The organism is Sphingomonas sp. S-NIH.Pt3_0716 (genome assembly GCF_003950715.1).
Lineage (GTDB): Bacteria > Pseudomonadota > Alphaproteobacteria > Sphingomonadales > Sphingomonadaceae > Sphingobium > Sphingobium yanoikuyae_A.
The window spans coordinates 75,211-96,829 of sequence record NZ_QLJK01000006.1 but is presented as its reverse complement, the minus strand read 5'-3'; the positions used below and the strand labels follow the sequence as shown (position 1 = coordinate 96,829).

At 64.7% G+C, this 21,619-nt stretch carries 19 protein-coding genes; 10 read left to right on the top strand and 9 right to left on the bottom strand.

The genetic code is table 11. From position 1 onward, the window contains the following. Positions 1–136 precede the first annotated feature (136 nt). Both BRX37_RS06460 and BRX37_RS06455 read right to left on the bottom strand, forming a co-directional pair. Positions 137–781, bottom strand: a complete 645-nt coding sequence (locus BRX37_RS06460) for a class I SAM-dependent methyltransferase (protein ID WP_125985971.1) — start codon at positions 779–781, stop codon at positions 137–139. Then, complete coding sequence (locus BRX37_RS06455; protein ID WP_125985970.1) at positions 778–2,001, bottom strand: BtaA family protein; 1,224 nt, start codon at positions 1,999–2,001, stop codon at positions 778–780. Before BRX37_RS06455 ends, BRX37_RS06460 begins: the two co-directional genes overlap by 4 nt. A gap of 132 nt (positions 2,002–2,133) precedes the next feature. Here BRX37_RS06455 and BRX37_RS06450 point away from each other — a divergent pair, with 132 nt between their 5' ends. The 7 genes from BRX37_RS06450 (at position 2,134) to BRX37_RS06420 (ending at position 10,351) form a co-directional block, all read left to right on the top strand. Beyond that, positions 2,134–3,126 (top strand): ligase-associated DNA damage response exonuclease, encoded by a 993-nt coding sequence (locus BRX37_RS06450; protein WP_125985969.1) that lies wholly within the window; start codon positions 2,134–2,136, stop codon positions 3,124–3,126. A 124-nt stretch (positions 3,127–3,250) separates the two neighbouring features. After that, positions 3,251–4,861, top strand: coding sequence for a cisplatin damage response ATP-dependent DNA ligase (locus BRX37_RS06445; RefSeq protein ID WP_125985968.1), 1,611 nt, complete (start codon positions 3,251–3,253; stop codon positions 4,859–4,861). A gap of 27 nt (positions 4,862–4,888) precedes the next feature. Next, positions 4,889–5,236: a GFA family protein gene (locus BRX37_RS06440; protein WP_125985967.1), complete on the top strand. Its 348-nt coding sequence runs from the start codon at positions 4,889–4,891 to the stop codon at positions 5,234–5,236. Between the two features lie 82 nt (positions 5,237–5,318). Continuing rightward, positions 5,319–6,524, top strand: coding sequence for a saccharopine dehydrogenase family protein (locus BRX37_RS06435; protein WP_125985966.1), 1,206 nt, complete (start codon positions 5,319–5,321; stop codon positions 6,522–6,524). Positions 6,525–6,625: 101 nt separating this feature from the next. Next, entirely contained in the window at positions 6,626–7,717 is a 1,092-nt protein-coding gene (locus BRX37_RS06430; RefSeq protein ID WP_125985965.1) for an alpha/beta fold hydrolase, read from the top strand. Between the two features lie 7 nt (positions 7,718–7,724). After that, the gene (locus BRX37_RS06425) at positions 7,725–8,897 is read left to right on the top strand and encodes a carboxynorspermidine decarboxylase (RefSeq protein WP_125985964.1); all 1,173 of its coding nucleotides are present in this window, start codon (positions 7,725–7,727) and stop codon (positions 8,895–8,897) included. 260 nt (positions 8,898–9,157) lie between these two features. Continuing rightward, positions 9,158–10,351, top strand: coding sequence for a type III PLP-dependent enzyme (locus BRX37_RS06420; RefSeq protein ID WP_004207266.1), 1,194 nt, complete (start codon positions 9,158–9,160; stop codon positions 10,349–10,351). 163 nt (positions 10,352–10,514) lie between these two features. Here BRX37_RS06420 and BRX37_RS06415 read toward each other — a convergent pair whose 3' ends face one another. The 7 genes from BRX37_RS06415 to BRX37_RS06385 are packed head-to-tail and all read right to left on the bottom strand — an operon-like array spanning position 10,515 to position 18,402. After that, complete coding sequence (locus tag BRX37_RS06415) at positions 10,515–11,720, bottom strand: class I SAM-dependent RNA methyltransferase (RefSeq protein ID WP_125985963.1); 1,206 nt, start codon at positions 11,718–11,720, stop codon at positions 10,515–10,517. Continuing rightward, positions 11,717–13,108: an NAD(P)H-hydrate dehydratase gene (locus BRX37_RS06410; protein WP_125985962.1), complete on the bottom strand. Its 1,392-nt coding sequence runs from the start codon at positions 13,106–13,108 to the stop codon at positions 11,717–11,719. The genes BRX37_RS06415 and BRX37_RS06410 overlap by 4 nt, the downstream gene beginning before the upstream one ends. Then, on the bottom strand, positions 13,108–13,464 hold the full coding sequence (locus BRX37_RS06405) for a hypothetical protein (RefSeq protein WP_125985961.1): 357 nt from the start codon (positions 13,462–13,464) through the stop codon (positions 13,108–13,110). Before BRX37_RS06405 ends, BRX37_RS06410 begins: the two co-directional genes overlap by 1 nt. Positions 13,465–13,516: 52 nt before the next feature. Continuing rightward, entirely contained in the window at positions 13,517–14,233 is a 717-nt protein-coding gene (locus BRX37_RS06400; RefSeq protein ID WP_125985960.1) for an N-formylglutamate amidohydrolase, read from the bottom strand. Next, on the bottom strand, positions 14,230–15,093 hold the full coding sequence (locus BRX37_RS06395) for a 4-(cytidine 5'-diphospho)-2-C-methyl-D-erythritol kinase (protein ID WP_318276623.1): 864 nt from the start codon (positions 15,091–15,093) through the stop codon (positions 14,230–14,232). The genes BRX37_RS06400 and BRX37_RS06395 overlap by 4 nt, the downstream gene beginning before the upstream one ends. A 14-nt stretch (positions 15,094–15,107) precedes the next feature. Next, the gene (locus BRX37_RS06390) at positions 15,108–16,724 is read right to left on the bottom strand and encodes a tetratricopeptide repeat protein (protein WP_125985959.1); all 1,617 of its coding nucleotides are present in this window, start codon (positions 16,722–16,724) and stop codon (positions 15,108–15,110) included. Positions 16,725–16,749: 25 nt separating this feature from the next. Next, positions 16,750–18,402 carry an electron transfer flavoprotein-ubiquinone oxidoreductase gene (locus BRX37_RS06385; protein ID WP_125985958.1) on the bottom strand — a complete coding sequence of 551 codons (1,653 nt, stop codon included), beginning with the start codon at positions 18,400–18,402 and terminating at the stop codon, positions 16,750–16,752. Between the two features lie 81 nt (positions 18,403–18,483). Between BRX37_RS06385 and BRX37_RS06380 the strand changes: the two genes are divergently transcribed. Genes BRX37_RS06380 through moaB form a run of 3 tightly spaced genes read left to right on the top strand, consistent with a single transcriptional unit; the run spans position 18,484 to position 21,574 of the window. Continuing rightward, on the top strand, positions 18,484–19,263 hold the full coding sequence (locus tag BRX37_RS06380) for a uracil-DNA glycosylase family protein (protein ID WP_125985957.1): 780 nt from the start codon (positions 18,484–18,486) through the stop codon (positions 19,261–19,263). Further along, positions 19,260–21,047, top strand: a complete 1,788-nt coding sequence (locus BRX37_RS06375) for a lytic transglycosylase domain-containing protein (protein WP_125985956.1) — start codon at positions 19,260–19,262, stop codon at positions 21,045–21,047. The genes BRX37_RS06380 and BRX37_RS06375 overlap by 4 nt, the downstream gene beginning before the upstream one ends. Next, complete coding sequence (moaB, locus tag BRX37_RS06370) at positions 21,047–21,574, top strand: molybdenum cofactor biosynthesis protein B (RefSeq protein ID WP_125985955.1); 528 nt, start codon at positions 21,047–21,049, stop codon at positions 21,572–21,574. Before BRX37_RS06375 ends, moaB begins: the two co-directional genes overlap by 1 nt. The last annotated feature ends 45 nt before the right edge of the window (positions 21,575–21,619 follow it).

Genomic DNA, 21,619 nt, shown 5'->3' with positions numbered 1-21,619 from the left:
AAGCCGCTATGATGAACCGGGTCGGAGCCATCCGCCCTGCCCCCGTCCGCAACAAGATTTCCTACATTGGATATCAAATGTCACAATGTGCGGGAAATGTGCGAAGTTAAGCGCAGCCTTTCCTACAAATCCAACATCAGACCCGGATCAGTCCGCCCCTGACCGCATAGCCGCGATAGAGCGTCCGGACATGGGGGAAGCCGCCCATATCCTGTGCCAGTCGGTTGATCGCGCCGTTGAGTTCGCGTCGAGGCGAGACGTGAAACCGCTCCAGCCAGCCGAACAGCGCCCGTTTCCAGAGCGCCGGCAATTCCTCCTGCTGGCCGAAATCCACAATCTCCAGCTTGCCGCCGGGCGCCACGCAGCGCGCCGCCTGGACCAGCGCCATTTCCCATTCGGGGATCATCGACAGCGCATAGCTGATGAACACCCGCTCGAAGCTTGCACGGCCGAACAGTGCTTGCGGATCGAACCCGCAGGCATCGCCCTGCGCCAGCGTCACCCGATCCGCCATGCCCGCCTTGGCGACCGAGGCGCGCGCCGTGTCCAGCATCGCATCGCTGATATCGACGCCATAGAGCCGCGCCTTGGGCCAGGCCTTGCCCACCGCGATCAGGTTGCGGCCGGTGCCGCAGCCAATCTCCAGCACCGCGCCCCCGGCGGGCGGATCGAGATCGGCGATCAGCCCGTCGCGGCCCAGCAGATAATATTTGCGGGTCAGGTCATAAATGTGCCGCTGGTAGCGATAGACCCCGTCCATCAGCTGCCCATGGCCGCTCATGCGTCAGCGCCCTTCAACACATAGAGATGCACGCCGCCATAGATGGCCGACCGGTCCCGCGCGGTATAGTCGCGCGAGGCGTCGGCCCGATAATCCCAATGGGCCAGCACATCGTCAGCGACCCGGCCGGGCAGGATGCTCGGTTCGCCCGCGGTGCGGAACAGCACGCGGGCGCCCGGCTTGGCCGTCCGCGTGATCTGCGCCCAGAGCGCATTCAACTGCTCGTCATCCATCCAGTCCTGCGCATCGAGCAGGATATAGCGGTCGCACGATGCCGCCGGCTGATTGGCCAGGAAATCGGTGAAGTTGATGTGGCTTACATCGACCCGCTCGGCCCTATCGCGCACTGCGCGATGATTGGCCGCCTGTAGATAGGGCGGCAACGGCCCTTCGCCGCCTGCATAGCCACGGCCGAACGCCTGCACGGCGAAATAATTGTCCTTGAGATCGAAGTCACAGGCCAGTTTCTTCAGCCGCGCCTTCAGCACATTGTCCATCCGGTCGTCGCCGGCCAGCGCCTCGAACTGCGCGGGCGGGATGCCCAGGCCGAACAGCGAGGCCGGCTGGCTGGTCAGCCAGCGGACAAAGCCCTTGTCGAAGATCGGCGCCAGTTCGCGCTCGAAGATCGCCAGTTGCTCCTCGCGGCTCTGCGCGTCCAGCATCCGCTTGGGGTTCACGCCATGCAGCCGAGCGAGCAGATGGGCCGCGCCGATGAAACGGCCGAGCAGGCCATGCCTGTAGATGCCCCGCGCAAAGCCACCGATACGGCGGCGACCGGTCATGTCGCGGCCTTCCCAATAGCGGCGCGTCGCCTCATCCAGGTGCGGCGCCACGATCTCGCGATAAGCGGCGATATTCGCCTTGTTGTCCGCCCGCGCGAAGAAGCGGTGGAAGGCGGCATGATCGGGCAGGGTCTGCGCCGCCATCAGCTTCAGCCGGTTGAGCGCGATATGGGCGGTGTTGAGGTCGACCGCGGTGATTTTCGCCGGATCGGCGGTCAGATAGGAGAGGACATTGCAGCCGCCCGACGCGATCGTCACCACATGACTGTCGGGCGTGATCGCCAGCGCTTCCATGTCGACGGCCGGATCTTCCCAGATCTGGGCATAGACCAGGCCGCGGAAGGCGAAGGTGAAGGCGCGTTCCAGCAGCCCCTGCTTCGACAGATGGCGGTGACGATGCACCGCATTGGTGACTTTCTTGTGGGCCGATGCGGCCATGGGCGCACTCCTCGCTGCCGGGTCGTTCGGTCGGCCGATAGGGCAGGCGCGTGTCGTGCGCATGACCGCCCGATGACGCGACGATGACGGCCCTTGCGGAACCGGGACCGCGTTTCCCATATTCTGCATCTGATGGCGCACTGGATCGAACCCCACCCCACCGGCATCTATGTCCGCCCCGCCGATGCGTGGATCGACCCGTCGCAGCCGCAGGAACGGGCGCTTGTCACCCATGGCCATGCCGACCATGCGCGCGGCGGCCATGGCCATGTCTGGGCCACACGGGAAACGCTGGCGATCATGGCACTGCGCTATGGCACGGCCAGCGGCACGGCGGTGGGCTATGGCGAGGAGATCAGGCTGGGCGGCGTCACCATCCGCTATGTCCCCGCCGGCCATGTGCTGGGATCGGCGCAGATCATCCTCGATCATGCCGGCGAACGGGTAGTAGTGACCGGCGACTACAAGCGCCGCCCCGACCCCACCTGTCTGCCGTTCGAACCGGTCCCTTGCGACATCTTCGTGACCGAGGCGACCTTCGGCCTGCCCGTCTTCCGCCATCCCGACACCGGCAGCGAAATGGACCGGCTGCTCCATGCCCTCCATGCCAATCCCGATCGCTGCGTGCTGGTCGGCGCCTATGCGCTGGGCAAGGCACAGCGGGTGATCTGCGAATTGCGGGCGCGTGGCCATCATGACCCCATCTATATCCATGGCGCGCTCGAACGCATGTGCGCGCTGTATGAGGATTTCGGCGTCGACATGGGGAAGTTGCGCGGCGCGACTGGCGTGCCGGCCAAGGAAATGCGCGGCGCCATCGTGCTGGCGCCGCCCTCCGCGCTCAACGATCGCTGGAGCCGCCGCCTGCCCGACCCGATTGCCGCCATGGCGTCAGGCTGGATGCGGGTGCGCCAGCGCGCCCGACAGCGCAATGTCGAACTGCCGTTGGTCATTTCCGACCATGCCGACTGGGAAGAACTGACCGACACCATCCGCGAGGTCGCGCCGAGCGAGACCTGGATCACCCATGGCCGCGAGGAAGCCCTGCTCCACTGGTGCATGACCCACCAATATCGCGCCCGCGCGCTCGCGCTGGTAGGCCGCGAGGATGAGGAGGAAGGGTGATGCTGTCTAACCCGTTCGCCCTGAGCCTGTCGAAGGGCCTGGCTGAGCGAAGTCGAAGCCACTTCGCTTCGCTCAGTGCTGGGCTTCGACTTCGCTCAGCCCGAACGGTCATTGAGATTGATCCATGAGGCAATTTTCCCAACTGCTCGACGGCCTCGTCTACACCCGCTCGCGCAACGGCAAGCTGGCGCTGATCGCCGCCTATATGCGCGAAGCCCCCGATCCAGACCGGGGCTGGGCGCTGGCCGCGCTGACCGGCAATCTCGACCTCAAGGCGGTGAAGGCGTCGGCCATCGGCGAGATGATCCGCGCCCGCACCGATCCCATCCTGTTCGAGATGAGCCGCGACTATGTCGGCGACCTGGCCGAGACCGTCGCCCTGCTCTGGCCCCGCCCCGACAATGAGCCGGCCGAACTGGACGACGGCTCGCTCAGCCCGTCCGGCGTCATCGACCGGCTGCACAATGTCAGCCGCGCCGCCGCACCGGATACGCTGGCGCAGATGATGGACCATCTCGACGCATCGGGCCGCTTCGCCCTCTTGAAACTGGCCACCGGCGGCCTGCGGGTGGGCATTTCCGCCCGCCTCGCCAAGACCGGCTTTGCCCAGGCCTTCGGCCTCGACGTCGACGATGTAGAACAGGTCTGGCACGCCCTCGCCCCGCCCTATGCCGCCCTGTTCGACTGGGCCGAAGGCCGCAGTGCCCGTCCCGATCCGGAAGGCACGCCCTATTTCCGCCCGTTCATGCTCGCCCATCCGCTGGAAGCCGACAGCGTCGACCTTGCCGACTATGCGGCCGAATGGAAATGGGACGGCATCCGCATCCAGATCGTCGGCACCGGCCCAAAAAATGGAGGCGAGACGCGCCTCTACAGCCGCGCGGGCGACGACATCACGGGCAGCTTCCCCGAAATCGCGCAGGCCTTCACCGGTCACGCCGTGCTGGACGGCGAATTGCTGGTGAAGGGGGAGTTTCAGGGCGCCAAAGAACATGGAGGCGCTGCGGCCAGCTTCAACGCCCTGCAACAACGGCTCGGCCGCAAGGCAGTGAGCGCCAGGATGATGGCCGATTATCCCGCCTTCGTCCGCCTCTATGACCTGCTGATCGAGGGCGACGAGGACCTGCGCACCTTCCCCTGGACCGACCGCCGCGCGCGCCTCGAAGCCTATATGGCGCAGCTATCGCCCGACCGCTTCGACCTGTCCGCCGTCATCGACGCGCCCGATTTCGCGGCGCTGGCCGATATCCGCGCTGGCGCCCGCGACGCCGCGATCGAGGGGGTGATGCTCAAGCGCCGCGACAGCCCCTATGTCGCCGGGCGCAAGGCCGCGCTCTGGTACAAATGGAAGCGCGATCCGCTGACCGCCGACTGCGTCATGATGTATGCCCAGCGCGGCCATGGCAAACGCTCCTCCTTCTATTCGGATTACACATTCGGCTGCTGGACGGAGGATGGCGAGCTTCTGCCGGTCGGCAAGGCCTATAGCGGGTTCACCGACGAGGAACTCAAATGGCTCGACCGCTTTGTCCGGGGGAATACAGTGAACCGCTTCGGCCCGGTCCGGGAGGTCGAAAAGACGCTGGTGCTCGAAGTCGCCTTCGACTCCATTCATGACAGCAAGCGCCACAAGTCCGGCCTCGCCATGCGCTTCCCCCGCATCGCCCGCATCCGCAAGGACAAGCCGGCAGCGGAAGCCGATACGGTCGAGGGATTGAAGCGCCTGGTCAGTTGAAGCATAAGGATCAAAAGGAGAACGAGGATGACCTATAGTGGAAGCTGTCATTGCGGCGCCGTCACCTTCACGGTCGATGCCGATCCGCCCAGCGAGGCGATGAGCTGCAACTGCTCCCATTGCGGCCGCAAGGGCTTCGTCCTGACCTTCGTTCCCGTCGATCAGTTCCGCCTCGACAGCGGCGCCGAGCAATTGACCGACTATCTCTTCTACAAGCACGCCATCACGCATCAATTCTGCAAGACCTGCGGGACGGAAGCCTTCGCACTCGGCAAGTCACCCCAGGGTGAAATGCGCGCGATCAACCTGCGCTGCGTGCCTGCGATCGATATTGAAGCACTGACCATCCAGAAGGTTGACGGAGCGCGCTTCTAACTCTGACTTTGCTCTGTCACGCGACGCCCCTATATGGGCGCTTTCGCGCGTCCGGCGCGACCACAGTTATGGAGCAGTTGAATTGAGCAAGGTTCTGGTCATCGGCGCAGGCGGCGTCGGGTCTGTCGCGGTCCACAAGATGGCGATGAACCCTGATATTTTCAGCCACATCACGCTGGCCAGCCGCCGCATCGTCAGCTGCGAGAAGGTCGCCGAATCGGTCAAGAAGCTGGTCGGCGTGGATATCGACGTGGCCCAGGTCGACGCCGACAATGTCGAAGAGACTATCGCCCTGATCCAGAAGGTCCAGCCCAAGCTGGTCGTGAACCTGGCGCTGCCCTATCAGGATCTGGCGATCATGGACGCGTGCCTCGCGACCAAGACCGACTATCTCGACACCGCCAATTACGAACCGCGCGACACCGCCAAGTTCGAATATAGCTGGCAGTGGGCCTATCAGGAGCGCTTCAAGGAAGCCGGCATCATGGCGCTGCTGGGTTCGGGCTTCGATCCGGGCGTCACCAGCGTGTTCGCCAGCTACATCAAGAAGCATCTGCTCGACACGATCGACACGCTCGACATTCTCGACTGCAATGGCGGCGACCATGGCCAGCATTTCGCCACCAACTTCAATCCGGAAATCAACATCCGCGAAGTGACAGCTCCGTCGCGTCACTGGCTGAACGGCGAATGGGTCGAAGGCCCGGCATTGAGCCACAAGCAGGTGTTCGACTTCGATCAGGTCGGCGAAAAGAACATGTACCTCATGTATCATGAGGAACTGGAAAGCCTCGCCACCCACTATCCCGAAATCAAGCGCATCCGCTTCTGGATGACCTTCGGCGACGCGTACCTCAAGCATCTCGAAGTGCTGCAGAATGTCGGTATGACCCGGATCGATCCGGTCATCTATAATGGCCAGGAAATCATTCCGCTGCAGTTCCTGAAGGCCGTTCTGCCCGAACCGTCGAGCCTGGGTTCGACCACCAAGGGCAAGACCAATATCGGCGACATCGCGACCGGCCAGAGGGATGGTCAGGAAAAGACCGTCTACATCTATCAGGTCTGCGACCATGAGGACGCCTATGCCGAAACCGGCAACCAGGCGGTCAGCTACACCACCGGCGTGCCGGCGATGATCGGCGCCGCCATGATGCTGACCGGCGCCTGGAAGGGTGAAGGCGTGTTCAACATCGAGCAGTTCGATCCCGATCCCTTCATGGACATGCTGAACAAGCACGGCCTGCCCTGGCAGGTGAAGGAACTGGACGCGCCGCTGGCCTTCTAAGCGACACGCGATATCGCATGCCGCCCCACGCATTGAACCGCGCGTTCATAGGAGTGGGGCGGCATGTTGATCCGTGGCAGCGGGATGATGGAGGGGATGGAATGCGAAAGCTGACAAGCGCCGTTCTGGCGCTTTCTCTTTTTGGAGCGCCGGTTTCTGCGCAGCAGCCCGCCGATCCCTATGCCCCGGCCAAGGCCATCGTCGCCGACGTCAACCGCATCGTGACGCCCAGCGGCGTCCAGGAAAATCTGGTCGTGGCCTTGGGCGGCGCGCGACAGGCGATCAATGTGCGGGGCGCGGATCGCGCCAACCCAATCCTCCTCTATGTCCATGGCGGCCCCGGCGCAGTGGAAATGCCCTTCGCCTGGTCGTTCCAGCGGCCATGGGAGGATTTCTTCACGGTCGTCCAGTGGGACCAGCGCGGCGCGGGCAAAAGCTATGCGCTGAACGATCCCAAGGCGATCGCGCCGACCATGACGCTGGATCGCTATCGCGACGACGCGATCGAACTGATCGACTATCTCAAGGCCCGCTATGGCAAGCGCAAGGTCTTCCTGCTCGGCCATAGCTGGGGCTCCGCCGTCGGCCTCTCGGTCGCGATCAAGCGACCCGACCTGCTCTACGCCTATGTCGGCATGGGCCAGGCGATCGACTTCCGCGCCGGCGAACGCATGGGCATGGACTGGACCATCGCTCAGGCAAGGAAGGCCGGCAACACCGATGCCGTAAAGGCGATCAAGGCGCTTGCCCCCTATCCCGATAGCGGGCCGTTCACGATCGACAAGGCGGATGGCTGGCGCCGCTATGCCATCCCTTACGGCTCGCTGATGGCCGACCGGCCCGACCCGACGCTCTATTTCCAGACCCCGCGCCTATCGCCCGACTATACGCCCGAAGACCGCAAGGCCTGGGGCGCGGGCAGCGAATTTTCGACCACCACCCTGTGGCCGCGTGTCGCCGATGTCAGCTTCGCCAAGGTCCACGAGATGAAGCTGCCGGTTATCATGCTGCTCGGCCGCACCGACTATACCGTGCCCTCGCCGCTCGCCGCGCAGTGGATGGACCGGTTGAAAGCCCCCGCCAAGAAGACCATCTGGTTCGAGCATTCGGCCCATATGCCGATGGTCGAGGAACCCGGCCTGGTCCTCAAGGCCCTGATCAACGATGTCCGCCCGCTGGCGGATCAGGAGTAATAATTTCATGGAAACCAAGGCTGGCGATCCCGCCGCTTTCGCCCATTTCGACTTGTACCGCGTCCCATCCCCCGCCTTCGTCGTCGATGAAGCGGCGGTGCGACGCAACCTGTCGGTGCTGCGCGATATCGGCGACCGCGCCGGCATCAAGGTGCTGGGCGCGCTCAAGGCCTTTTCCATGTGGTCGCTGGGCGGCGTGCTGGGCGAATATCTCGACGGCGTCTGCGCCTCGGGCATCTATGAAGCGCGCCTAGGCCGCGAGGAATATCAGGGCGAGGTCGCGACCTATTGCGCTGCCTACAAGCCCGATGATCTGGCCGAAATCCTCAAGATTTCCGACCACGTGATCTTCAACAGCCCCGGCCAGATCGCCCGCATGAAGCCGGTGATCGATGCCGCCCGTGCCGAAGGCCGCATCTTCGACATCGGCCTGCGCCTCAATCCGCTTCACCCCGAGGGTGAGGTGCCCAAATATGACCCGTCGCAGCCGCACAGCCGCCTGGGCTTCCCGGTCGACCAGTTGCGCGCAGAGCATCTGGACGGGGTGGACGGCCTCCACGTCCACAATCTGTGCGAACAGGATTTCCTGCCGCTCCAGCGCACCTGGGCGGCGATCGAGCCGTTCGTCATGCCCCATGTCGCCGGCCTCAAATGGCTGAACTTCGGCGGTGGCCACCATGTCACCCGCGCCGACTATCAGATTGACGACCTCATCGCCTTCCTCCAGGCGATCAAGGCGCAGACCGGGCTTGAACTCTATATCGAACCGGGCGAGGCGATGGCGCTCGATGCCGGCATCCTGGTCGGCGAGATTCTCGACGTGATCGACAATGGCATGCCCGTTGCCATCACCGACATCAGCGCCACCTGCCACATGCCCGACGTGATCGAGGCACCCTACCGCCCCGCCATGCTGCATGAGCAGGAAGGCGGCCCGGTCACGCGCCTGGGCGGTCCATCCTGCCTGGCGGGTGATATCATCGGCGATTATCGGGTGCCCGGCGGCGCCGAGCCGGGCGCCCGCATCGCCTTCCTCGACCAGGCCCATTATTCGATGGTGAAGACCAACACCTTCAACGGCGTGCCCCTGCCGGCCATCTGGCTTTGGAATTCCCAGAGCGATGAACTCCGGGAAATCCGCAGCTTTTCCTACGCGGATTTCAAGGGCCGCCTATCCTGATTCCATTCCTGTTTCTGCCCGGCCGGGCGCGTTAATTTCCACGTTAATTCCGTGGAAACTATCTTTCGTCCGGCCAAAATATCCTGTCTTTTCAACAACCTATCGAGCATGACGCACGTTTCATAGCAGGCTGCGCAACAAAATTTTCATATGCGCTTTACAGGAGGGACCCCACCGCATATATCGGCCGCTCGCTGCCCCATGGGACTTCCACCGCAAGGCAGCTTTTTCGCCCTGAACTACACTGGAGGTCCCTTGAGTTGCACAAGCATCATAGCGCGCTGGGGGTAGCGACCGCCCTCACACCGGCAGCACCGGTAACGCTGATCCGTCCCGAAGCAGCAGCTCGGGCTGCCCGTTTCTTCACTGAGAAGTTTCCGGGTCGCTCGCTGTATGCAGTCAAGGCGAATCCGTCTCCTGATCTGATCCGTACGCTTTTCGATTCGGGCATCACGCATTTCGACGTGGCCTCGATTGCCGAAGTGCGCCTCGTTGCCGAAACGCTCGAAGGCAAGGCCAAGCTGTGCTTCATGCACCCGGTCAAGGCCGAGGAAGCGATCGCGGAAGCGTACCATGTCCATGGCGTGCGCACCTTCTCGCTCGACACGATCGACGAGCTGGAAAAGATCATGCGCGCCACCGGTGATGCGACCGATCTGGAGCTGTGCGTGCGCCTGCGCGTTTCGTCCGAACATTCGGAACTCAGCCTGGCGTCGAAATTCGGCGCGGAGCTGGGCGAGACCCGCGAGCTGCTGATGGCAACCCGCCAGGCCGCCGATGCGCTGGGCATCTGCTTCCATGTCGGCAGCCAGGCGATGAGCCCCCAGGCCTACAGCGATGCGATCGAGCGCGTGCGCGCCGCGATCGTCGACGCGGCCGTCACGGTCGACATCATCGATGTCGGCGGCGGCTTCCCGTCCATCTATCCGGGCATGGAGCCGGTCGCGCTCGAAAATTATTTCGAAGCCATCCACCGCGGCTTTGAAAGCCTGCCGGTCAGCTATTCGTCGGAACTGTGGTGTGAACCCGGCCGCGCGCTGTCGGCGGAATATAGCTCGATCATCGTGCGCGTCGAACGCCGCCGCGGTCAGGAACTCTACATCAACGACGGCGCCTATGGCGCGCTGTTCGACGCCGCGCATATCGGCTGGCGCTTCCCCGTCGCCCTGCTGCGCGAAGATGAGAGCGAGGAAGAGCTGGAAGGCTTCTCCTTCTATGGCCCGACCTGCGACGACATGGACCATATGGTCGGCCCGTTCATGCTCCCGGCGGACGTGAAGGTCGGCGACTATATCGAAATCGGCATGCTTGGCGCCTATGGCGCGGCGATGCGCACCGGCTTCAACGGCTTCACGTCGGAATCGACGATCGAAGTGTCGGACGAGCCGATGGCCAGCCTCTATGCGGAAACGCTGCCCGCCCGTCGTCGCGCAACTGTCATCAAGCTCGGTTAAGACGGGCATCGCTCCCCTTTAGGAGAGGGTGCCCGTCCAACGGCCCACATAGGCCGAGGATCGAACGAAAGACTATATCCCTCGCTGCCGCCCCCTCGCAGCGAGGGATTTTCTTTGGGGCTTTTGCTCCCTCCACGACGGTGTGAACTTCGTGGGAAATCGCTCAGGAGCGCCGGAAAATCCCGACCAGTTCGACATGGGTGGACCAGCGGAACTGTCCGACCGGCATGACGCTGTCGAGCACATAGCCACCCGCCACCAGATGCGCGGCGTCGCGGGCAAAGCTGCCCGGATTGCACGAGACATAGGCGATCAGCGGCACGGTCGACTGCGCCAGTTGCATCGCCTGTTCGCGCGCGCCCGCACGGGGCGGATCGATCACCACGGCGGCAAAGCGGTTCAGCTCCTCGGGCGTCAGCGGCCGGCGGAAAAGGTCGCGATGATCCGCCACCATGCGCCGCTGCGCGCGATGGCCGGCGAGCTTGAGCGACAGCACCAAATCCCGCGCGCCCTCCGCCGCATAGACCGGCCGATTGGCGCCGATCGCCAGCGCAAAGGTGCCAAGGCCGCAGAACAGGTCGGCGACCGCGCCGGTCGCGGGCAACGCGTCCTGCACTGCCTTCACCAAGGCAGCCTCGCCATCAGGTGTCGCCTGCAGGAAGGAATAGGGCGGAAAGCCGACCGCGACGCCACCAAAGCTGACGGTCACCGGTTCCGGCTCCCACCGCGTCTCCGGGCCATCGCCCTGGTCGATGGTCAGCCGTGCCAGAGCGTGCCCGCGGGCGAAATCTCCCAGCGCCTCGTCCGCCGCCAGCCCCTCGACCTTCGCGCCTTCCAGCAGCAGGTCGACGCCCTGATCGGTCAGCGACATGCGCACATGCGCGGCGCGCTTGTCGGGCAGACAGGTCAACAGCATCGTCCGCAGCGGCGCGATCAGTGCAAACAGGCGCGGATCCAGTATCTCGCACATCGTCAGGTCGACCAGAACATGGCTGCCCTGCTCGGCAAAGCCGATGGTGATCCGCTTGCCCTGCCGCGAGGCGCGCAGCGAGGCACGGCGACGCGTGCGCGGCGGCGAGACATGGGCCGGCAGCACCATCTGCGGCACTACGCCCTGCCCGGCCAGCGCACCGGTCACGCGGGCGCTGACGAAATCAGCGAGGCTCGGCTCGTCGATCTGCTGCAGTTCGCAGCCACCGCAACCGGGAAAATGGACACAGGGCGCGTCGACATGATGCGGGCCAGCGATGATGCTGCCGTCGGCAGCGATCCGGTCGCCCGGTGCTACCAGCGCGAAATGCCGCCCGTCGGCGGTGACGCCATCGCCCTTGGCGGCGATGCGGAGGATGAGATCATTATCTTGGGTCACAGCCGCGAGCCGATAGCGGCTGGAAGCGCGGCAAGCAAATCATCCGCGACAAAAGCCGGGCCAGCCCGTCGCGCAGCGTCCCCATGCAGCCACACCGCCTCGCACGCCGCACGGAAGGGATCGCCGGTCACGGCCAGTCGCCCGACGACCAGGCCAGCCAGCACATCACCCGTTCCGGCTGTAGACAGCCAGGTCGAAGCGCCCCGCGCCACCGCTACTTGGCCATCCGGCGCGGCGATCACGCTGTCCGCGCCCTTATAGACCACAACCGACCTCGTCATGCGGGCGCCGGCCAGCGCCCGGTCGATCTTGCTGCCCGGCAGATCGCCGAACAGCCGGACGAATTCGCCTTGATGCGGGGTCAGGATCGATCCGGCCGGGATATGGGTAGCTGCCCTTGCTGCCAGCAAGGTGAGCGCATCGGCGTCCAGCAGCAGCGGCCGCTTGCATGCCAGCGCAGCATCAAGCCGCATCTGTGCCCCATCCTCCCGGCCCAATCCCGGACCGACCAGCACGGCCGCCAGCCGAGCTTCGGAAAGAGCATCGCTCAGGACAGTTTCATCCTCAATCTGCTGATGAACGATGGCATGTGGCCTGACCTCACAAGGCGAAGCGTCATAGCGCCTCACCATGCCGGCACCGGAATGGGCCGCCGCAGCCGCTGCCAGCGCTGCCGCGCCCGGCATAAGACCGCCGACAACGCCGACCAGACCTCGGCTATATTTATGCGCAGCGGCAACAGGCGCGCGAAGCCGCGGCGGTGCAAGCACATGCATGTCGTGCGGCATGGCGAGGCCGATGTCCGCCCGCACCAGTTTTCCCATGAGGCTAGCCGCCGGCTGCAACAGATGCGCGGGCTTGAACGCGCCCAATGCGATCGTCACGTCGAACTTCGGCACCGCCGATAATAGCAGGCCATCATCCGTCCCCACCCCGCTCGGCAGATCGATCGCATAGCTGTGATTGGCATGCGCTACCAATGCGCCCAACCGGTCCGCCACCGCCGCATCCAGGCCGCGCGTCAGCCCCGTGCCGAACAGGGCGTCGACCAGTTGCGCCGCCGGCGCGGCATCGGCCAGCGACTCTACCGGGCCGTCCCATAATGCCCTGGCCCGCAGGGCGGATGCAGTGCGACTGTCCCCCAGGGAGGCGACCCGCGCCGGCACGCCCAGTTCGCGCAATATACGGGCAATAACAAAACCATCACCGCCGTTGTTTCCAGGACCACAGAGGATCAGCGCGTCCCGTCGATGCCCGGCACGCCAGATGATCTGCGCCGCCGCCGCACCAGCTCGTTCCATCAGTTCATAGGGATCGACGCCAGCATCAAACGCCGCCTGCTCGGCCGCGCGCATGGCTGCTGCCGTCAATATCGGGTCGGGCACCATCAATTCGGCTTGGCCGCCACGGTAGCGGGCAGCCGATACCGGTCGGCACCGACCGTTACTTCGATCAGCCCCTTGTCGATGATGACAAGCTTTGCCTCCTCGGCGCCATCGGCCGAAACCAGGCCACGCCCGTCCTGCACGATCCTCAGCCGCCGGAACCCGCCGTCGGGATGGCGCAGGGTCAGCATGTCGCCCTCGCGTTCGACGCCGCATTCTCGCGACCAATCGCCCTTGCCGATCGCGCAGTCGATCAGGCTGTCGCCATCAGCGATCGCACCGGTCCGACCGCCCTTGCCGTCACATCCCGCCAGGGCCAGCCCCGCCAGCATCAGTGCGCCAGACAATCGCAGCCCCATCAGAATATCCCCTTTCGACATCCTCTATGGCCCGGCGCGCCAGGCCCGACCATCAACTCAGCCGGTTACGGCATTCCAGCACGATCGGCCCGAGCAGATCGGCAAAGCGGCGCTGCCCCGCAGCATCGGCAACCAGATCCTGCCGCATCTCGATCCCCAGATAGGGGATGCCATTGGCTTCCGCATGGCGGTTCATGGTCGCGTTGAGCAATTGCCCCGAATAGGGCAGTTGGTCGCCGACATTCAGCCCCGCCGCCTCCAGCATCGGAATGGCGATCCGCGCCGCCCGATCATCCTGATTATAGAGAATACCGATGTCCCAGGGCCGCTGCTGCGCCGGATCGCTCGCCAGGCGCGGCGTGAAGCTATGTACGGAAAGGATGAAGGGTGACGTCATGCCGTCGAGCATGGCCGCCACCTGCTGATGATAGGGATGATGGAAGCGGCGCATCCGTTCGGCCAGATCGGCGTCCCGATTACCCGGAATGGCATGGCCGTCACTCATCACCGGCAGCAGGCCGGGCGCATCCTCTTCGCGGTTGAGATCGATAACCAGGCGGGAGATACCGGCCAGGATCGCGGAGCAGTTCAGTTGCGCCGCGAGCAACTGGCTGACCTCCGCCACGCCGATGTCGATCGCGATATGTTCGCGAAGCAGCGCCGGATCGATGCCCAAGTCGATATCGTCGGGGACATGGGCCGAGGCATGATCGACGATGATCAGCAGGTCGAGATCGCCCTCGCGCACGGTGATGAAGGCTTCGCTCATGATGTCCTGATCCTCGTTTCCATCACCCACCAATCCGGATGATCGCGGCGGAGGGCCGTCGCGGCCTGCGCCATTGCCTGCCCGTCATCGAACAACGCGAAACAGGTCGCGCCCGACCCGGACATACGCACCAGCCGGGGAGCTTGCGCCTGCAACGCCTGCAGCACATCACCGATCACCGGCGCCAACAGCAGGGCCGGCGCCTCCAGATCATTGCGGCCGGCGCGCGCAAGCCCATCAATATCCAGCGCATCGAGCGCACCGCGGTCGATCCTGTCCCAGCCGGCAAAGACCGACGCCGTCGAGACGCCGACCCGCGGATTGACCAGCAGCATCGGCCGGCCCGACAGGTCGTCCAGCGCCTGCGCCTCCAGCAGCTCGCCACGGCCGCGCACCAGTTGCGTGGTACTGGCCAAGCAGGCCGGCACGTCCGAGCCAAGCGACAGGGATAATTGCTGCAATACAGCATCTTCCACGGTGACATTCCAGAGACGCATCAGCAAGCGCAGCGTCGCAGCCGCATCCGCCGAGCCACCACCGATGCCCGACGCAACCGGCAGTCGCTTGTCGAGCCGGACATCGGCGCCGGCCGTTATCCCGGTGGCCGCCTGAAGACTTCTCGCCGCCCGCATCACCAGATTGTCATCGTCACCGCTCAGGCCCGCGCCGCAGGGGCCTTCCACGGCGAGCGTGATGACGCCATCGTCGCGGTGCCGGGCATGGAGAATATCCCCATCCTCGGCAAAGACGAACAGGCTTTCCAGCGCATGATAGCCATCCGCGCGGCGCTCGCGCACATGTAAGGCCAGATTGACCTTTGCGTAAGCAATTTCAGTTAGTTGTTCAGATATATTCACAATATTTCGATACAATATCAGGGCGCTGCATATTCGGGTTTCAGCCCTTCACGGGCCTTGGCGTCAAGCCGATTGGCGACATCCCCCTCCGCGAACACCGCCGCTGCGCGCCAGGCATAGCGCGCTTCATAGCGGCGGCCGGCGGTCCACAATGCGTCGCCCAGATGCTCGTTGATCGTGGCATCGCCGGGCGCTCCGGCCGCGGCGCGTTCCAGCACCGGAACAGCGCCCTTGACGTCCCCGGTCACGAACTTGGCCCAGCCGAGCGAGTCCGTGATCGACGCATCTTGGGGCTTGAGCGCGCTCGCCTTTTTCAGCAGGTCCAGCGCAGCATCGACATTCTGCCGCCGTTCGATCTGGGCATAGCCGAGATAATTGAGGATGACCGGTTCATTCGGGGCCATGACAGCGGCCTTTTCCAGCACCGCGCGGGCCTCGTCCCACCGCTTGCCCTGTTCCAGCGCGCTGCCTTCGAACAGTAGCAATGCCCAGGGCAGGCTGTCAGCCGAATAACCCGCCTGCGCACGATGGAAAGCGGATGCAGCACCGTCAAAATCGCCGGAGTCCGCCAGCAATCGCCCAAGTCTTACAAGGCGTTCCGGCTCAGCATTGGGGGCCGATGCCAGGCTTTGCGCCAGTGCGATCGCGCCGTCGCGATCCCCCGAGGCCGCCAGTGCCTCGACCAGTTCCGCCTGGGCGAGCGCACCATACCAGCCAGTCACCGGCACCTTGCGCGCTTCCACCGCCGCATAATTGGCGAGATCGCCCGCCACCAGCAGCTTCGCTGCCACCAGATGCGGCTCCGCCGCGGCGGGATCGGCAAAGGTCGCGATCCGCGCCAGGCGAATGCCCAGCGCCGTGCCTGTTTCATCGGACGCGATGTCGACCGCGAGGCGGGCCAACAATTGGGCAAAGCCCTGCCTGGGTGTGAAGGGCGCGGCAATCGCTCCCGGCACCTTGCCGCGGACAACGTCCGTACGGGCCTTGGCGAAGCTCGCCTCATCGGCGGGCAGCAGGGCCAGGGCATCCGCCTTCGCCCGGCGCCCGGCCAGTTGCGCGGCGAAGGTCAGGCGCAGCGCTTCGTCATCCGTCACGCGCAAGGCCAAGGCGCGGCGCATCGCACCAATCGCCTCTTCCTTGTCGCCCCGCGCCATGGCCTGCAACGCCAGATGCTCGTCGAGATAGCGGGCGCCTAGCGCCCCGAACTTGTCCTTACCGTCGATGACGGGCGCCACATAGCGGCGCTGGCCCAGCGATATCCAGCTCTGCACGATCGGGGCGAGGAAGGAGAAATTGCCCTCCTCCACCAGGCGATCGGTGAAGGTCTGCGCCGCCGCCCAATCCTTGCGCCCCAACGCGTCGCAAATCCGCAGCAAGGTGCCGTCGCGCGGCAGCATGCCGCCCTCATCCAGCAACGCGGCCGATTGCAATGCCAGCGGCATGTCGCCGCTTTCCAATGCCTGGACATAGGAACGGCGGGCAATGGCAAGGCTGGTCGGATCGCCGGCGAGGGCCACACGATAGCTGTCGACCGCAACGCCGAGCGCGCCTTCGCCATCGGCAAGGCGCGCGCGGGCATAGGCATGCAAGGCCATATCGGGATCGACCGATGCGCCGGCCGCAGCCGGCAGCATCAGCAACAGTCCTGGAATCAGGCCCTTACATGTTCGGATAATTCGGTCCTCCACCGCCCTCGGGCACGACCCAGTTGATATTCTGGGTCGGGTCCTTGATGTCGCATGTCTTGCAGTGGACGCAATTCTGCGCGTTGATCTGGAAGCGAGGCTCCCCTTCATCCAGGCCGACCACTTCATAGACACCGGCAGGACAATAACGCTGAGCCGGCTCGTCATAAAGGGGCAGATTGTAGGAAATCGGAACCGACGGATCCTTCAACTGCAGATGGACCGGCTGGTCCTCTTCATGATTGGTGTTCGACAGGAACACCGAGGACAGACGGTCGAAGCTGATCACGCCATCGGGCTTGGGATAGGCGATCTTCTCGCACTGGTCCTTGCGCCACAATTTCTCGCAATCGGGCTTGTGCTTCATGGTGAAGGGCAGGCCGATCTTGAGCGTCCGCATCCACATGTCGATGCCCGCCAGCAGCGTGCCGATGGTGTTGCCGAACTTGGCCAGCAGCGGCTCGGCATTCTTCACCAGTTTCAGTTCGTCCGCGATCCAGCTGGAACGCAGCCGATCCTCATAATCGTGCAGCACGTCGCGCGCGCGCTCGTCCTGGATCGCCTCGAACGCGGCCTCGGCGGCCAGCATGCCCGACTTCATGGCGGTATGGCTGCCCTTGATGCGCGGCACATTGACGAAGCCGGCCGAGCAACCGATCAGCGCGCCACCGGGAAAGACCAGCTTGGGGATCGACTGCCAGCCGCCCTCGTTGATCGCGCGCGCGCCATAGGAAACGCGGCGGCCACCCTCCAGGAACTTGCGGATTTCCGGATGCTGCTTCCAGCGCTGGAATTCCTCGAACGGATAGAGGTGCGGGTTGCGATAGCCAAGGCCCACGACGAAGCCGAGGGCCACCTGACCATTGGCCTGATGATAGAGAAAACCGCCGCCATATGCGTCAGTTAGTGGCCATCCCTGCGTATGGATGACAAGGCCCGGCTGATGCTTGGCGGGATCGATGTCCCACAATTCCTTCATCCCCAGGCCATAGACCTGCGGCTCGCAATCGGCCTCCAGGTCGAACTGGCGCTTGAGGATCTTGGTCAGGTGGCCGCGCGCGCCCTCCGCAAAGAAGGTATATTTGGCGTGCAGTTCCAGGCCCGGCTGATAGTCCGCCTTGCGCTCGCCATCACGGGCGATGCCCATGTCGCCGGTCGCGACGCCCTTCACGCTGCCATCCTCATTGTAGAGGATTTCGGCGGCGGCGAAGCCGGGGAAGATTTCGACGCCCAGCCCCTCGGCCTGCTCGGCCAGCCAGCGGCACAGATTGCCCAGCGATCCGGTATAGGTGCCCTTATTGTGCATCCAGCCCGGCGTCATGATGTGCGGCATCGCCATCTTGCCAGCCTTGGACAAGACCCAATGCTGATTGTCGGTGACCGGAACATCGGCCATCGGGCAGCCCTGTTCCTTCCAGTCGGAAATCAGCTCATCCAGCGCCTTGGGATCGACCACCGCGCCCGACAGGATATGGGCGCCGATTTCCGACCCCTTTTCCAGCACGCAGACGGCCAGTTCCTGCCCTGCGGCATTGGCCAATTGCTTCAGCCGGATCGCTGCAGACAGGCCAGCCGGTCCCCCACCGACGATGACGATGTCATAGGGCATCGAATCCCGTTCGCTCATAATCCCTCCATAAAGGCGCCCGCCAGCACATGTCCGGCCATCCGGTCGCCTTATTACTCCAACGTTTTGACATTCCACGCGATGAAGATTCTTGACCCTCGCGTCAACCTCTGGCCCAAGGGCATAGTGATGCGGGGATTAGAGCGGGACTTTGGAGCCGCAGCGCCTGACGCCTATCTGGCGTGGTGGTCGCTGGCGGGGGTGGACGGCGCCGTAGCGGAAGCACCAGTCAACTGGTTGCGGCCGCAGCCGACGCGCGCCCTGCTGGCCGAGCAGGCTGCGAAGGCCTTTGCTCCGCCGCCCGAAAAACCCAAGACGCTCGACGCCTATCTCGAATGGCTTGCCAGTGATTCGGCCCAGCCCGAACGCAAATGGCCCGGCACCCCGATCCTGCCGACCGGCCCGGCCGAAGCATCGCTGATGGTCATCACCGACATGCCCGACATGGCAGATGCCGGCGCGGGCCATTTGTTCGCCGATCGCGCGGGCGCTCTGTTCGATGCCATGATGCGGGCCATCGGCCTGCGCCGTGACGATATCTGCCTGGCTTCGCTGTTCACCGTCCGCCCCGCCGGCGGCATGGTGGAGGCCAGCGATCTGGCGCATGTCGCCGATCGCATCAGGCTCCATGTCCATCTCGCCGCGCCGCGCCGCCTGCTCCTGTTGGGCGATCGGACGGTCCGTGCGCTGCTTCCGACCGATGGCGCGGACCGGCCCGTCGGTTTACGCCCCTTTAACCATGATGGCGGCACTGTGCCCGCCATTGCCACATTCCATCCGCGGCTGCTGCTCAGCCAGCCTGCGGCCAAGGCGGAATGCTGGCGCGCCCTGCAAAGCCTGATTGAGGAAGATCGCCCGTGATTCGCGTTGCAACCCGCATTTCCAGCCTTGCCCTGCTCAGCATGAGCGCGGCGCTGGCGATCCCGGCCAGTGCCAAGGCGGCCGAAACCCTCCCCATCTTGCCGACCAGTTCCACCGCCGGCACCCCGCTGCAGCTGTCCGATGGCGACAAGGCGCGCTACAATGCGATCTTCGCCGCCCTACGCGACCAGAAATGGTCGGATGCCAAGGCGATGATCCTGGCGCTCGATCCACAGGATGCGGTTCGTCCGCTCGCCCTGTCGGAACTCTATCTTGCCAAGGGGTCGCCGCGTGTCGAGCTGTTCGACCTGCTCGACCTCGTCAACAAGGCAGCCTGGCTGCCCAAAGCCGACCAACTTTCCCGCCTGGCGCAGAAGCGCGGCGCGACCATCCTGCCCGATCTGCCGCAGGTCCAGAAGCTGGTATGGCTGGGCTCGGCACCCCGCCGCCAATATGTCAGCGGCAGCAAGACGGACGTTCTGGCCCAGAGCCTGTCGGCCCAGATCCTGACCTTCATCAAGAATGATGATCCGGCCGGCGCGGAAGGGCTGCTTGCCGCTGGCGAAGCGGGGCTGACGCCCGAAGGCCTGACCGAGGTACGCCAGCGTGTTGCCTGGGCCTATTATATTGAAAGCGACGATCTCAACGCGCGCCGTATGGCCGCGCGCGCGCTCGAAACCCGTACCGGCGGCGACTGGACTGTGCAGGCTCACTGGACGACGGGCCTGGCCGCCTGGCGCCAGAATGATTGCCGCGCTGCCGCCCCGGCCTTCGCCAATGTCGCCGCGCTGGCGGGCGACGCGGACATGCGCGCGGCCGGCGCCTATTGGGCATCGCGCGCCTATATGGTCTGCGGCGAGGCCGAGAAGGTCGAGAATATGCTGAAGCTCGCGGCGCGATCCGACGAGACCTTCTATGGCCTGCTCGCCCGCGAAAGCTTGGGCATGCCGCTGGGCGGCGCGACCATGAACGCGCGTTTCAGCGACAATGACTGGCGCCAGCTCAAGGACAGCCCCAATGTCCGCAGCGCGATCGCGCTGGCCGATATTGGCGAGAATGGCCGCGCCGACGAGATTTTGCGCTATCAGGCGAAGCTGGGCGGCACCACCCAATATGATGCGCTGCTGCGCCTGGCCAGCGCGCTCAACCTGCCCGCGACGCAGCTCTGGCTCGCCCATAATGGCCCGGCCGGCAAGCAGCCCGACAGCTTTGCCCGCTTCCCGGCGCCGGCCTGGCGGCCGGACGGCGGCTGGCGTGTCGATCCGTCGCTGATCTACGCCCATACGCTGCAGGAATCCGGCTTCCGTTCGGACGTCGTCTCCAGCGCCGGCGCCCGCGGCCTGATGCAGGTGCGCCCCGGAACCGCCGGCGATGTCGGCCTGTCCAACGCATCGCAATTGTTCGTGCCGTCCACCAACATGGAATATGGCCAGCGCTATCTGGAATCGCTCCGCGACATGAGCGCGACCGGCGGCCTGCTGCCCAAGGTGATGGCCGCCTATAATGCCGGCCCGCTGCCGGTCGAACGCTGGAACAGCGAGGTAAAGGACAAGGGCGATCCGCTGCTCTTCATCGAATCCCTACCCTATTATGAAACCCGCGCCTATGTGAACATCGTCATGCGCAACTACTGGATGTACCAGATCCAGGCGAAGGGCGAGGCGGATTGCCTGACCGGCATGGCGCAGGGCATGTGGCCAACCTTCCCCAATGCCAAGGGCGTCAAGCTGGTGCGTCTCAGCAAGGCCGATGGCCGGGCGATGATCGCCGGCGGATCGGACTGATGCCGATCGATGAGGGCCGGACCTTCCTGCCCGTCCGCATCGCCGTCCTGACCGTTTCCGACACCCGCACCCTGGCCGATGACCGGTCCGGCGATACGCTGGTCGATCGCCTGACCGGCGCGGGCCATGTCCTGGCCGACCGGCTGATCGTCACTGATGATCGCAGTGCCATCGTCGCACGTCTTCACGCCTGGATCGACGATCCGCAGGTCGATGTGATCCTGACCACCGGTGGCACCGGCGTCACCGGCCGGGATGTCACGCCCGAGGCACTGACCCAGGTGCAGGACAAGGAAATTCCCGGTTTCGGCGAGCTGTTCCGGTGGCTCAGCTATCAGTCGATCGGCACCTCGACCATCCAGTCGCGCGCCACCGCCTGCGTCGCGCGCGGCACCTATATCTTCGCGCTGCCCGGCTCGACTGGCGCGGTGCGCGATGCCTGGGACGGCATTCTCGCCAGCCAGCTCGACAGCCGGTTCCGCCCCTGCAATTTCGTCGAGCTGATGCCGCGCCTCACCGAGCGCTGAGCGGCTGTTTGAAAAATCGCGAAAGGGCGATTTTTCGTTACGGCT

Coding starts and splice junctions, on each gene's coding strand:
- BRX37_RS06460 (WP_125985971.1), bottom strand. CDS start 781: ATGAGCGGCCATGGGCAGCTGATGGACGGGGTCTATCGCTACCAGCGG.
- BRX37_RS06455 (WP_125985970.1), bottom strand. CDS start 2,001: ATGGCCGCATCGGCCCACAAGAAAGTCACCAATGCGGTGCATCGTCAC.
- BRX37_RS06450 (WP_125985969.1), top strand. CDS start 2,134: ATGGCGCACTGGATCGAACCCCACCCCACCGGCATCTATGTCCGCCCC.
- BRX37_RS06445 (WP_125985968.1), top strand. CDS start 3,251: ATGAGGCAATTTTCCCAACTGCTCGACGGCCTCGTCTACACCCGCTCG.
- BRX37_RS06440 (WP_125985967.1), top strand. CDS start 4,889: ATGACCTATAGTGGAAGCTGTCATTGCGGCGCCGTCACCTTCACGGTC.
- BRX37_RS06430 (WP_125985965.1), top strand. CDS start 6,626: ATGCGAAAGCTGACAAGCGCCGTTCTGGCGCTTTCTCTTTTTGGAGCG.
- BRX37_RS06425 (WP_125985964.1), top strand. CDS start 7,725: ATGGAAACCAAGGCTGGCGATCCCGCCGCTTTCGCCCATTTCGACTTG.
- BRX37_RS06410 (WP_125985962.1), bottom strand. CDS start 13,108: ATGGTGCCCGACCCGATATTGACGGCAGCAGCCATGCGCGCGGCCGAG.
- BRX37_RS06405 (WP_125985961.1), bottom strand. CDS start 13,464: ATGGGGCTGCGATTGTCTGGCGCACTGATGCTGGCGGGGCTGGCCCTG.
- BRX37_RS06400 (WP_125985960.1), bottom strand. CDS start 14,233: ATGAGCGAAGCCTTCATCACCGTGCGCGAGGGCGATCTCGACCTGCTG.
- BRX37_RS06390 (WP_125985959.1), bottom strand. CDS start 16,724: ATGCTGCCGGCTGCGGCCGGCGCATCGGTCGATCCCGATATGGCCTTG.
- BRX37_RS06385 (WP_125985958.1), bottom strand. CDS start 18,402: ATGAGCGAACGGGATTCGATGCCCTATGACATCGTCATCGTCGGTGGG.
- BRX37_RS06380 (WP_125985957.1), top strand. CDS start 18,484: ATGAAGATTCTTGACCCTCGCGTCAACCTCTGGCCCAAGGGCATAGTG.
- moaB (WP_125985955.1), top strand. CDS start 21,047: ATGCCGATCGATGAGGGCCGGACCTTCCTGCCCGTCCGCATCGCCGTC.